The organism is Aestuariivivens sediminis (genome assembly GCF_022662105.1).
Classification (GTDB): Bacteria; Bacteroidota; Bacteroidia; order Flavobacteriales; family Flavobacteriaceae; genus Aestuariivivens; species Aestuariivivens sediminis.
Window position 1 is genome coordinate 36,588 of record NZ_JAKMCP010000002.1, and the last position, 12,486, is coordinate 49,073.

At 38.3% G+C, this 12,486-nt stretch carries 11 protein-coding genes; 6 read left to right on the forward strand and 5 right to left on the reverse strand.

The genetic code is table 11. From position 1 onward, the window contains the following. Nucleotides 1-120: 120 nt before the first annotated feature. The 5 genes from MR054_RS04585 to MR054_RS04605 all read right to left on the reverse strand — a co-directional run bounded on the left by MR054_RS04585 (nucleotide 121) and on the right by MR054_RS04605 (nucleotide 6,977). Nucleotides 121-1,287: a formimidoylglutamase gene (locus tag MR054_RS04585; RefSeq protein WP_242082456.1), complete on the reverse strand. Its 1,167-nt coding sequence runs from the start codon at nucleotides 1,285-1,287 to the stop codon at nucleotides 121-123. Between the two features lie 184 nt (nucleotides 1,288-1,471). Next, a complete protein-coding gene (topA, locus tag MR054_RS04590; RefSeq protein ID WP_242156392.1) occupies nucleotides 1,472-3,955 on the reverse strand; it encodes a type I DNA topoisomerase in 2,484 nt (827 codons plus the stop codon). Between the two features lie 143 nt (nucleotides 3,956-4,098). Beyond that, a complete protein-coding gene (locus tag MR054_RS04595; RefSeq protein ID WP_242082459.1) occupies nucleotides 4,099-4,857 on the reverse strand; it encodes a hypothetical protein in 759 nt (252 codons plus the stop codon). Between the two features lie 9 nt (nucleotides 4,858-4,866). Next, entirely contained in the window at nucleotides 4,867-5,643 is a 777-nt protein-coding gene (locus tag MR054_RS04600) for a hypothetical protein (RefSeq protein ID WP_242156393.1), read from the reverse strand. Nucleotides 5,644-5,738: 95 nt separating this feature from the next. Then, nucleotides 5,739-6,977 (reverse strand): LVIVD repeat-containing protein, encoded by a 1,239-nt coding sequence (locus MR054_RS04605; RefSeq protein WP_242156394.1) that lies wholly within the window; start codon nucleotides 6,975-6,977, stop codon nucleotides 5,739-5,741. A gap of 184 nt (nucleotides 6,978-7,161) precedes the next feature. On the opposite strand from MR054_RS04605, the gene miaB reads away from it, so the two are divergent. The 6 genes from miaB to MR054_RS04635 all read left to right on the forward strand — a co-directional run bounded on the left by miaB (nucleotide 7,162) and on the right by MR054_RS04635 (nucleotide 12,438). Next, nucleotides 7,162-8,607: a tRNA (N6-isopentenyl adenosine(37)-C2)-methylthiotransferase MiaB gene (gene miaB, locus MR054_RS04610; protein WP_242156395.1), complete on the forward strand. Its 1,446-nt coding sequence runs from the start codon at nucleotides 7,162-7,164 to the stop codon at nucleotides 8,605-8,607. Nucleotides 8,608-8,666: 59 nt separating this feature from the next. Continuing rightward, nucleotides 8,667-9,932, forward strand: a complete 1,266-nt coding sequence (locus MR054_RS04615; protein ID WP_242156396.1) for a sigma-54 interaction domain-containing protein — start codon at nucleotides 8,667-8,669, stop codon at nucleotides 9,930-9,932. 99 nt (nucleotides 9,933-10,031) lie between these two features. Continuing rightward, a complete protein-coding gene (lptE, locus tag MR054_RS04620) occupies nucleotides 10,032-10,541 on the forward strand; it encodes an LPS assembly lipoprotein LptE (protein WP_242156397.1) in 510 nt (169 codons plus the stop codon). 144 nt (nucleotides 10,542-10,685) lie between these two features. Further along, nucleotides 10,686-11,639 carry a hypothetical protein gene (locus MR054_RS04625; protein ID WP_242156398.1) on the forward strand — a complete coding sequence of 318 codons (954 nt, stop codon included), beginning with the start codon at nucleotides 10,686-10,688 and terminating at the stop codon, nucleotides 11,637-11,639. Beyond that, nucleotides 11,639-12,001 carry a preprotein translocase subunit SecG gene (secG, locus tag MR054_RS04630; RefSeq protein WP_242156399.1) on the forward strand — a complete coding sequence of 121 codons (363 nt, stop codon included), beginning with the start codon at nucleotides 11,639-11,641 and terminating at the stop codon, nucleotides 11,999-12,001. The genes MR054_RS04625 and secG overlap by 1 nt, the downstream gene beginning before the upstream one ends. Before the next feature lie 161 nt (nucleotides 12,002-12,162). Then, entirely contained in the window at nucleotides 12,163-12,438 is a 276-nt protein-coding gene (locus MR054_RS04635; RefSeq protein WP_242082469.1) for a co-chaperone GroES, read from the forward strand. The last annotated feature ends 48 nt before the right edge of the window (nucleotides 12,439-12,486 follow it).

Sequence of the window (12,486 nt, forward strand, 5' to 3'; positions counted from 1 at the left end):
TGAGAGCGTAAACATATCTATATATTTTTTAAAAAGCAACTTTTTTTCGAAAAAAAATACGTTTTATCGTAAAAAAACAGCATTTCATCGATGAAATAATCGTTTAATGACCTTATTGCCCTAAACACAATTTTTTTGAAACGCCCTAAACCAGCGGTCTGGGACTACATTATTACATGCCTCAATGTAATCCTGATGCATGCATGGTAATAACGTGTGTCTTTTTAATTTATTATTGACGTCGCTTAAAAAAGGGATTTCAATCCACCATCTTCCCGTCTTATTACTTTTATAAAAGACCAATTCCTGTGATTCGACAAGGGTTATAAACTTTTGATAGCTGTTTTCATTTGAAAAATCATCATCCTCAACCCTATAGTTAACGCCTTCTATAAAATACCATATCATCTGGGCAATAAGCATAGACGTAATTTCATCGTCCTTAGACGGCCTATACTCATAAATTCCAAATGAAGAAACTTTATTGCTTATTCCTGCATATCGTGCAATAGCACATATTTCTTTACCATCCAGTCCATTGGGGGAATACTTTTGATTTAAACTCAATTCTGAACTTTTTACAGAGCCTAAATCTATGCTTACCATATTAGCATCACGCATAACAGGTTCTACTAAAGTGATATCCTTTGATATCTGACCTAACCTGTAGGCTTCAAAATAAAGCTTGTCCATTAAATCAATTTCCTCCTGGGAATTAAAATAGGTTTGATAACCAATGGTTGCATAATTAAATAGGTTATAGGGTTCGTCTAAAATAATTTTTCCAACAAAACTATTGTTTTTAATGGGTTTACTCGAATCTCCCAAATCAAATTTACTATCTACATTCACAATATTCACCATAGGAATAACCTCATCGTAAGCCCGGTAGTTTGCATAAGTAAGGTCCTGGGTGCCTCCTATAATAATCGGGATAATATCTTTTTTGATTAATTCTGCAATAGCAGTTTTCAAAGCAAAGTAGGTATCCTCAATACTTTCACCTTTGTTAATATCCCCTAAATCGGCGATAGGGGTAGTCCAACTTCCCGGATACAGTTCATAGATCGCCTTTCTTATTTCATTTAACTGAAATTCTTCTCCTATATAATTAATATCATTTCTATTTTCAAGTACCCCTATAATAGCAATCTTAACATCATCCAAATCTGGTAAACCATGTTGTACGGAATGTATTCGAAGTTTTTTTCCAAAGGCCTGTGTTGACAACAACTCGTTGTGTGCAAGCACCACATCTGAAACCGGTGAAAGAAAAGTAAAATTCATAAGTACTAAGTAAGCTAATATTTTTGCCCTATGTTTTTATGAGGCCAGCAACACAAATATCAAAAGAATAAATGGTTTTTAAGCACTGTTTAATGCAAAAAAACGCGCTTAAAAATAGAATATGATAATTTTGAAAACCATTTTCAATGGAAAATTCACTCCTCAGGACTTATACTTTAGTGCATTATTTCTTTTTGGCCGATCGCTTAGTCGTCTTTTTCTTCGACGCACTTGCCTCAATAATAGCCTTGGCCTCTTCTAAAGTCATCTTGTCAACATCCACAGTCTTTGCCAATTCTACCTTTGTTTTCCCTTTAATGACATGATGTCTGCCCCATCTTGCCTTCTCTACACGAATGCCTTCATCAACCCAATTATGGACTATTTTATCCTTCTCCTTTTGAATCTTATCTTCTATCAATTCTATAACATCATCTTCTGATAAATTATCCCAATCATATTTTTTACTGACATTCACAAACATGTTGTTCCATTTGATAAAGGGTCCAAAACGTCCTTTACCTTTTTGTACCGGTAACCCTTTGTAGGTATAAATGGGAGCATCTGCTTTTTTCTTTGCTTCAATAAGGCCTACGGCTTCATCCAGTTCTACACTTAACGGGTCTGCACCATTAGGAAGGGACACAAAAGTCTTACCAAATCTTACATAGGGTCCAAAACGTCCGTTGTTCACCTCTACTTCTTCACCCTTATAGCTCCCCAATGATTTTGGTAATTTGAATAGATTCATGGCCTCTTCGAAAGTGATACTATTCAACTGTTGGTCCGGACTTAAACTCGCGAATTGTGGTTTTTCATCATCGTCTGCGGTCCCTATTTGAACCATTGGTCCGAATTTACCTAAACGAACACTCACCTGTCTGCCGGTCTTTGGATCGGTGCCCAAAATACGTTCTCCCGATTCCCTGTCGGCATTCTCTGTAACGTCTTCAACTTGGGGATGAAAGTCGTTATAAAAGGACTTCATGACTTTAGTCCAATCCTCCTTGCCCTCAGCAATATCATCAAAATCAGATTCTACTTTGGCCGTGAAATTATAGTCTAATATATGTTCAAAATGATTCACCAGAAAATCGGTAACAATCATACCAATATCGGTAGGCACCAATTTACCTTTGTCTGAGCCTACCTTTTCAGTAAGCAGTTTGTCCTTGACCACACCATTCTTCAAAGTTAATTGTGAATACTTACGTTCTTCACCTTCAACAGAGCCTTTTTCGACATAATTCCTGTTCTGAATGGTTGAAATGGTTGGCGCATAGGTGGACGGCCTACCAATACCCAATTCCTCTAATTTTTTCACCAATGACGCTTCGGTATATCGTGCAGGAGGCCGTGTATAGCGCTCTGTGGCAGTTACATAATGGTTGTACAAGGCCTCATTTACCCTAAGCGCTGGCAACATCCCCTCCTGTTCTTCAACCTCATCATCTGTGCCTTCCAAATACACCTTTAAAAATCCGTCGAAGGTAATTACTTCACCGCTCGCTGCGAAGGTTTCGTTATGGGTGGACGCACTAATTTTGATATGTGTTCGTTCCAATTGAGCCTCGCTCATTTGTGATGCTATAGCCCTTTTCCAAATTAAATCGTATAATCTGGCCTGGTCCCTGTCTACATTTACGGATGACATTGAAAAGTCTGTTGGCCTTATGGCTTCATGAGCATCTTGGGCCCCTTTTGTTTTACCCACATAGTTCCTTGGTTTACTGTAATTAGAGCCATAAGTGTGTTCAATTTCTTTTTGTGCCCCGCGCCGGGCCTCGTCCGATAGATTCACACTATCGGTTCTCATATAGGTTATTAATCCGGATTCGTATAACCGTTGTGCCACGGTCATGGTTTTACTTACCGAGAAGTATAATTTCCGAGAGGCTTCTTGCTGAAGGGTTGAGGTGGTAAACGGTGCTGCCGGGGACTTCCTAACCGGTTTTTTCTCCAAGTCGCTAACTCTAAAGTGAGCTGACGCATTTTGCTCTAAAAAATGTTGGGCTTCTGCCTTTGTTGAAAAATTTTTTGGAAGTTTAGCTCGAAAGCTCTGACCATCTTCATTTGAAAATTCGGCATCAATCCTGTAGGATGCCTCAGGGCTAAAGCCCAGTATTTCCCTTTCGCGCTCCACAATGAGCCTTACAGAAACGGACTGAACACGTCCAGCGGACAAACCTCCTTTAACCTTACGCCATAATACAGGTGAAAGTTCATAACCCACAATTCTATCTAAAACACGACGCGCTTGCTGGGCATCGACCAAATCGTAATCTATTCCTCTGGGGTTTTCAATGGCCTTTTGGATGGCCGATTTTGTAATCTCATGAAAAACGATACGTTTCGTTCTTTGCTTATCTAATTTTAATGTTTCTGCCAGATGCCAGGCTATGGCTTCTCCCTCACGATCCTCATCACTGGCTAACCAAATGGTATCGGCTTTTTTGGCAAGTTCCTTTAATTTTTTTACGACAGCTCTTTTGTCTTTGGATACTTCATATTTAGGTTTAAAATCACCCTCAACATTAACGCCCAACTCCTTTGAGGGGAGATCTGCAATGTGTCCAAAGCTCGATTCAACTTTAAAATCCTTTCCTAAAAATTTCTCTATTGTCTTTGCTTTTGCCGGTGACTCAACGATTACTAAATTCTTTGCCATACTCGATTTTTCAGGCTACAAATGTATATGAAAATTTTTTTATGCACCTAATTTTATCCAGACGGACACTAATTTTAAGGCAAAAATGGCCTGTAATCACAATAAGCAATTCAGGCATTCTCTAATTATAAAACGGTTTGTTACTAGGGATTTCCAATAGACTCTATGTCATCAGACCTTTCCAAAGACACAGTCTCTTTATAAATAAAATACGCCGGCAAGTATCCAAAGGAAGCTGTAAAAACTACACCTACAAAACACATAATCATTCCAACGAATTGTGCTAAAATTCCAGAAACAACTAGGAGCCCAAAAGTGATAAGCCATTTTTTATTGCCCAGTTTAAATCCAACTTTTATAATATCTGAAGCGGACATTTCTGGATTAAAGGCATAAACAACATTTATTAATGCAAGGGGTACTGCCACGTAAATAATGGGTAACACACACAAAAGCACTGCAACAATACTGATACCAAAAGTGATCGCTGTTAGCGTAATGGTCTTTGCTAAATGGGACTTTTTAAAGAAATAAAAATAGTCATCAGTTCCAATTTCATTGAGGTCCTTCCTTTTACAGATTCTGTAAAATGCAGCTTTTAATCCGAATGCAATTATCATGGCAAAGAACGACACCCCCAAGACCAATAGGCCAAACGATACGAGAACGATGAGATCTGGGGCGCGATCATGTTGAAATGCCTCTGAATCAAATAAACCCAAAGCGATTACAGGCAGGTACATCAAAATATAAAACGGAATCATTAATCCTATGGTTAATAACAACATGATAAATCCCTGTACCCATACCTTTTGGAATAGGCCCAACGATTTATTAAAAATACTTCCGAAATCCAGGATTCCAGCATTTTCAATTTTTTCTAGAATAATATGTGTATCCATGTTTATGTATTACATCCCGTTTTCAGAATCTTCACCTGCTCCTATTTGGTCTATATCACTCGTACCCTCGAAACCAACTACTTCCCCATAAATTAAAAATACCGGGAGATACACCAGGCACATGGTAAAGAGAATCCCAACAAAACATGCCAATATCCCTAACATTGCTAAAAGTCCGGTCACAACCATAGTTCCAAAGGTTATGAACCATTTTTTATTCCCAATTTTAAAACTGGTTTTTACAATGTCCGTTTCAGTAAAATGGGGATTCATTGCAAATACAATAGAAAAATAAGATAATGGTACAAAAACATAAAGGTAAGGTACAAAACATAGCAATTGTGCTATGGTAGCAATACCTGTATACAGAATACCCAACATGAGGAGTTTGGGATAATAGTCCTTTTTAAAAAAATAGAAATAGTCATCCTTTAGGGTTTGACCTAATATGAATTGTTTGCACATTCTGTAAAATCCGCCTACTAAAGCGATAGTTAATGCACTTATTATTATATTTTGAGGTATGGCATATAGTATTTTCCTGGTTTGGTTTTGAGAAAATGACTCTAAATCGAACCCAGTTTCCAGATTATAGGAAAAAGGTGATAAGCCTATCAAACCAAAAAGAAAATTGATCCCAATGGCACAGACCACAATGACAGAAACCACGATAAACCCTTTTTGCCATAAATTTTTAAATAACTCTATAGATTGCTCCAAAATCATCCTATAATCCAGGTCCTTTGCATGCTCAATTTTATTTATTAAAGACTCCGGTTTATTCATACATCGTGGTTTAGTTAGTGACTAAAGATATAAATTAATTATAAAAAAATCCTGTCATTACAGGATTCTTATGAAATACCATTACCAAACCAAAATCAAAACGCAAAGGTACTTATTAGGCGGAGATCATTTTCTAAATATTCATACTGATAAAGCGCTTGGTTTCCTATCATCAACAAGGAATTTTGAAGCGGTATGACATCTTTGGATTGGATATCTTTTAAGGTCTTTAGGAGCTTGATATCCCGGGGATCTACTGTATTAAATAACTTTAACCCTGCAGTTCCATCGCATACATACAATGTATTTCCTTTTACGCCCAGTCCATATGGGTTTTCCAGTGAATAGCGCCCTGCCAGGGTTGGGTTTGACTTATCAGAGATGTCCACCACCTCCAAGACACTTTCCAGCTGACCGCAAGGGTTTCCACCCCGTAGGGTGAGATAGGCATAATTGCCATCAACCACGACAGGATCACATCCTTCCCAATGGATAAATTCTGATACAAACTCCGGTACTAAGGGATTGTCCAATGTATAAATAAACATACCGTTAGTACTTCCCAAGTATAAATATTGATCGGCCTGGAACATGGTTTCGATATTCCACCCAACATATTGTGAATGTTCTAAAACAGGCGCTTCTAAATGCGCTATATTAAAAATAGTCATTTTATGACTACCCACGGCATACAGATGGTGTTCTACAATTTGAAAACGGGCCAAAGATCCACCCATCCCTACCACAGATTCCCCCGAATTCATCACATTACCAGCACCATCGAAAACCCCATCTGCAAACAGAATAGGGTCGTCAATTTTACGACGTTCCGAGGCTACGGTCCACCCCACAATAATTGAATTTTGAAAATCAAAACTTTGAAAATCCACATCGTCAGCTTCAATGGGTATTTCAAAATCATAAAAATCAAATACATCCTCTAGACGCTCCACTTCGGTCACCTTGTTTATGTTAGAAATATCAAAGACCAACAAATCGGTAGCACTATCTGCATATAAATAATTGTCCTTGACCGAGACATCCTGGTTCTTAGGAATTTCAATAAAAGATACAGCTGTTGGTTGTTCGGGTTGTGAATTATCTATAATGTGAATACCAGCAAGATCTCCGATAAAAATATAATCCTGGTAGGCATAGATCTTACCGGCCTCTTCAATTTGTCGGGCTGGTTTAATTTCAACTGATTTTCTAAAATCGGTTTTACTGATAATTTGTGGAGTGGCCACCTGAACGATTTCATAATCGGAACCATCGGTATCGCATGAACAAAAGACTAGTAAGACCAAGGGCAAAAAAAGATATTTTAATTTCATAGCTAGACGGTTTTATTATAAGGATGCTTCGTTCAAAATAGAGTTGCGTGGGATCCTTAACTTTTTTATGAATCCCTCAAAAATTAAACTGCCACTTTGTCACAAACCACAAATTAATTGTATCTTTGCACCTGCCTTTCGGATAGCAGGCACGAATATTGACCATATGGGTTGACTTAATTTTATGGAAAAGATAATTGACGAAAACAAACAAGGCGAATCACTGGTTTTAGCGCAAAAGGAAGGAAATACCAAAAAGCTTTTTATAGAAAGCTATGGTTGCCAAATGAATTTTAGTGATAGTGAAATTGTAGCCTCCATTCTAGCACATGAGGGTTATAACACAACTCCACATTTAGAAGACGCCGATTTGGTTTTAGTAAATACGTGCTCTATTAGAGATAAGGCAGAACAAACGGTAAGAAAACGTCTGGAAAAATATAATGCCGTAAAAAAGATAAACCCTTCGATGAAAGTCGGTGTTCTGGGGTGCATGGCAGAGCGGCTTAAAAGTAAATTTTTGGAAGAGGAAAAAATTGTAGACTTGGTCGTTGGTCCGGACGCCTACAAGGATTTGCCTAATTTACTTTCAGAAGTCGATGAGGGCAGGGAGGCTATTAATGTTTTACTCTCAAAAGATGAAACTTACGGGGACATTGCCCCTGTTAGGCTTAACAGTAATGGGGTCACTGCTTTTGTCTCGATAACACGTGGATGTGATAACATGTGTACCTTTTGTGTGGTACCTTTTACCAGAGGTCGCGAGCGAAGTCGAGACCCTCAGAGCATTTTAAATGAAGTAAACGATCTTTGGGATAAGGGATTTAAGGAAATCACCTTACTCGGTCAGAATGTAGACAGTTACTTGTGGTATGGCGGTGGTCTAAAAAAAGATTTCGACAAGGCCAGTGCCTTGCAAAAAGCGACGGCAACCAATTTTGCAAAACTCCTAGAGCTCTGCGCGAAAACACAGCCTAAAATGCGCATTCGATTTTCGACTTCAAATCCACAGGATATGACTTTAGACGTCATTGAAACCATGGCCAAATTCGATAATATTTGTAATTATATCCATTTGCCCGTTCAAAGCGGTAGTAACCGAATTCTCAAAGCCATGAACAGGCAACATACCAGAGAAGCCTATTTTGAATTAATTGATCATATCAAGCGCATTATTCCGGACTGTGCCATTAGTCAGGATATGATTGCCGGATTTCCAACTGAAACTGAAGCGGATCATCAAGATACCCTAAGTTTGATGGAGTATGTAAAATATGATTTTGGATTTATGTTCGCCTATTCGGAACGGCCAGGAACCTTGGCAGAACGGAAAATGAATGACGATGTACCAGTAGATGTTAAAAAACGCAGACTAAATGAAATCATCCAATTACAGCAAAAGCACGGTTTATACAGAACCCGGCAGCATATTGGAAATATTGAAGAGGTACTTATTGAAAAAGTATCCAAAAAATCGGAAGCCCACTGGTCAGGACGCAACAGTCAGAATACTGTTGTTGTTTTTCCAAAAGAAAACTATACCATCGGCGACTTTGTAAACGTAAAAATAACAGACTGCACAAGTGCCACACTAATTGGTGAGGCAGTTGGGTATTCAGAAAATAATTAATAAAAGGATTTCTGCCTTCTCTTAAACGCCTTAAGCAGACCCGGCAGGAATGATACTATATGGAATCGGTACAAGCTATAAAACAACGTTTTGGTATTATTGGCAATACTGCTGGTTTAAATCGTGCTATTGAAAAAGCCATACAGGTTGCCCCAACTGATATTTCGGTTTTGGTAACCGGAGAAAGTGGTGTGGGTAAGGAAAGTATTCCAAAAATAATACATCAGCTTTCCCATAGAAAGCACAATAAATATATTGCTGTTAACTGTGGTGCAATTCCGGAAGGCACGATAGACAGTGAATTATTTGGGCATGAAAAAGGAGCTTTTACCGGTGCAACACAAACCCGACAAGGCTATTTTGAGGTTGCAGATGGCGGCACTATTTTTTTAGATGAAGTAGGCGAACTGCCACTTACTACGCAGGTTCGGCTGTTGCGAATTCTTGAAAATGGAGAGTTTTTAAAAGTAGGATCCAGTAAAGTACAAAAAACCAATGTTCGAATTGTGGCCGCTACAAATTTAAATATGTTGGAGGCTATTGAAAAAGAAAAATTTCGAGAAGATCTTTACTACCGTTTGAGTACTGTGGATATTCATCTGCCTCCCTTACGTGAACGTCAGGATGATATCCATTTATTGTTTAGAAAATTTGCCAGTGACTTTGCCCTGAAATATAAAATGCCAACGGTTAAACTCACCGATAATGCTATACAATTGCTCTTAAAACACCGTTGGAGCGGGAATATCAGACAGTTGCGTAACATCGCGGAGCAGCTCTCCGTACTGGAACAAGATAGGACTATTACGGCCGATACCCTACGCAGTTATTTGCCTGCAACAGCAAATACTAATTTACCGGCAATTATTAAAACCACGAAGTCTGAAAGTGACTTTAGCAGTGAGCGGGAGATTTTATACAAGGTGCTCTTCGACATGAAAAGCGATCTCAATGACCTGAAAAAGCTAACTATGGAACTTATGAAATCCGGCAATGTCAAGGATGTTGAAAAAGACCATGAAGGACTAATCCAAAAGATATACGGCGGTGATGATGATTCTGAAGACTTCGAAACAGCTGAAGACTCAGCCGAAGTATTATCCATTCCCGAACACAGTTCTAGTATCGAGGACCCCTCTGGTTCAGACAAATATCACTTTGCGGAGGAGATTGAAGAGGAAGAAACGCTCTCACTACACGATAAGGAATTGGAATTAATTAAGAAATCGCTTGAACGTCACAATGGAAAACGTAAATTAGCAGCGGCAGAGTTGGGCATAAGTGAACGTACTTTATACAGGAAAATAAAACAATTCGATCTCTAATTGGAAGTAACACAAGTCACAAACGATAAGGATATTGCGCTTAGTAGTTTATAATTTTGAAAATGTCTCGTAGAATACCATCGAAGTCTAAACCATGTAATGAAACCTTTTAAATATATTTTTTTCCTCCTCGTTATCATCGCTTTTTCTAGCTGTAAGATCCAATATGGATTTACCCAACCCAGTTCCATAGATGCTGAAACTTTCCAAGTTAATCGTTTTGAAAACACATCGCTGTTGTTTGAACCAGGGCTGGATCTCCAATTTCAAAACACCCTCCAGGATTTAATTCAGGACCAAACTAATTACAAATTAGAAACGACTAATGCTGATTTGGTTTATGAAGGTGAAATCACCGATTACAGAATATCACCAACGACTGCAACCGCCCAAAATACCGCTGCGCAAAACAGATTAACCATAACCGTAAAAGTTAATTTTTACAATAGAAATAACGAAGAAGATAACGTTGAAAACAAAACCTTTTCCTTTTTTTACGATTATCCGGGAAGTGCCCAGTTGATTGGAGGCCAAAAAACAACGGCGCATGAAGAAATATTTGAACGAATAACTCAGGACATCGTTAATGCGACTTTAGCAAGGTGGTAGTATGGATCTGCCTGACAAACACCAAATCTGTTCTTAACTATCTGTTTAGGAGTTTTTAGAACGGATTATATGATGCTTGAGGTCATTGTATCCCGTGACTTAAAAGGAAAAAAACCTATATTTGTTCTACTTTAATACGCGCCATTGAACAGTAACGATTTTACATATTTATTGCAACATCCACAGTCGATTACCCACGGACAGATCGAAGCGATAAAATCGGTTATCGATTCAAATCCGTATATGCAATCTGCCAGAGCCGTTTACCTTAAAGGATTGAAGGACCAAAGTAGTTTAAAGTACAACCAAGAGTTAAAAAAAACGGCCGCCTATACTACAGACCGAAGTATTCTGTTTGATTATATCACTTCTGAATCTTTCATACAAAATGAAATTTCCAAATATATTAAGCAAAATATTGAACACTTAAAGGATATTGAAGTAACTGTTGAAGACCTTTCGGTAAACAAAAGCGTAGCCATTGATGATGCCCTGAAAAAACAAATTCAGGCTACGCGAGGTGTATTGGACCCTTCTTTATTTGAACCTAAAAAAGTGAGGCCTCATGCAACAACAGCGTTCAGGCTTGATGAAACTGAAAACATCGAACCTTTAGAAAAAACCACTAAGACTCAGGAGGTTTCAGCTGAAGATCTATTGCATTTAGGGCAACCTTTACCTTTCGATAAAACCGAAACCCATTCCTTTAACGAATGGCTGAAATTAACGCGATACAAACCTATTGAACGGTCTGCAGAGACTGAGGAATTAGAAAAAGTACAGCAAGAGGAAACCGTTTTAACGGATACCGATAAATCCAAAAAATTTGAACTTATCGACAATTTTATTGCGAAAAACCCCAAGATTGATCCCTCAAGTTCCGCGGTTTCCAAAGGTAATTTGGCCAAAGCGCAAATGATTCGGCCGGAAGCTTTAATGACAGAGACCTTAGCCCGTATTTATGTGGAACAAAAAAACTATAAAAAAGCCATTCAATCATATAAAATATTAAGTTTGAAATATCCAGAAAAAAGTAGTTTCTTTGCAAACCAAATTAAAGCAGTAGAACAATTACAAGAACAAAATAATAAAGAGTAATGAGTACGTTTACAATATTTTTAGCACTAATCGTAGTTGTAGCATTTTTGCTGGTCGTAGTAATTATGGTACAAAACCCAAAAGGTGGTGGTTTATCCTCAACTTTTGGAGGTGGTGGTTCGCAACAGTTAGGTGGTGTAAAAAAGACCACGGACTTTTTAGACAAAAGCACCTGGACTTTGGCAACCTTACTATTAGTATTAATTTTAATTTCTAACGTTACAATTAACAGAGGTTCTGAGAGTGCAGATTCCAAAGCATTAGACCCTAATGCCCAAACCGCGCAACCTTTACCTGCAACTCCTGCAGATACCAACAACGATAGTACGACAAGTATCCCCACGGATTCAACAGGTAACTAATTTGTAACAGCACGAACACAAATGCCAACTCCCCTAAACAGTTGGCATTTTTTTATGGCTTCAACGGACATTTCTGCAAGTTTGTCAGTCACTCGAGGTTGGCACATTTTTAGCAAGTCGTTAAAGCGTTAAATAAAAAATTAATTTAAATCATATAACTAATGAGCTTAAACATTAAACCATTGGCAGACCGTGTTCTCATTGAACCAGCTGCTGCTGAAACCAAAACAGCTTCCGGTATTATCATTCCGGATAACGCTAAAGAAAAACCCCAAAAAGGTACCGTTGTTGCTGCCGGTCCTGGCACAAAAGATGAACCCGTTACCGTTAAGGTTGGCGATACGGTTTTATATGGTAAATATGCAGGTACGGAACTTAAACTTGACGGTAAAGACTACCTCATAATGCGCGAAAGCGACATCTTGGCAATCGTATAACAGTTTAAATGGTGTTCCGCAAGGCAGCGGAATCTATTAAAATAAATT

Coding starts and splice junctions, on each gene's coding strand:
- MR054_RS04605 (WP_242156394.1), bottom strand. CDS start 6,977: ATGAAATTAAAATATCTTTTTTTGCCCTTGGTCTTACTAGTCTTTTGT.
- MR054_RS04600 (WP_242156393.1), bottom strand. CDS start 5,643: ATGAATAAACCGGAGTCTTTAATAAATAAAATTGAGCATGCAAAGGAC.
- MR054_RS04595 (WP_242082459.1), bottom strand. CDS start 4,857: ATGGATACACATATTATTCTAGAAAAAATTGAAAATGCTGGAATCCTG.
- MR054_RS04635 (WP_242082469.1), top strand. CDS start 12,163: ATGAGCTTAAACATTAAACCATTGGCAGACCGTGTTCTCATTGAACCA.
- miaB (WP_242156395.1), top strand. CDS start 7,162: ATGGAAAAGATAATTGACGAAAACAAACAAGGCGAATCACTGGTTTTA.
- secG (WP_242156399.1), top strand. CDS start 11,639: ATGAGTACGTTTACAATATTTTTAGCACTAATCGTAGTTGTAGCATTT.
- MR054_RS04585 (WP_242082456.1), bottom strand. CDS start 1,287: ATGAATTTTACTTTTCTTTCACCGGTTTCAGATGTGGTGCTTGCACAC.
- lptE (WP_242156397.1), top strand. CDS start 10,032: ATGAAACCTTTTAAATATATTTTTTTCCTCCTCGTTATCATCGCTTTT.
- topA (WP_242156392.1), bottom strand. CDS start 3,955: ATGGCAAAGAATTTAGTAATCGTTGAGTCACCGGCAAAAGCAAAGACA.
- MR054_RS04615 (WP_242156396.1), top strand. CDS start 8,667: ATGGAATCGGTACAAGCTATAAAACAACGTTTTGGTATTATTGGCAAT.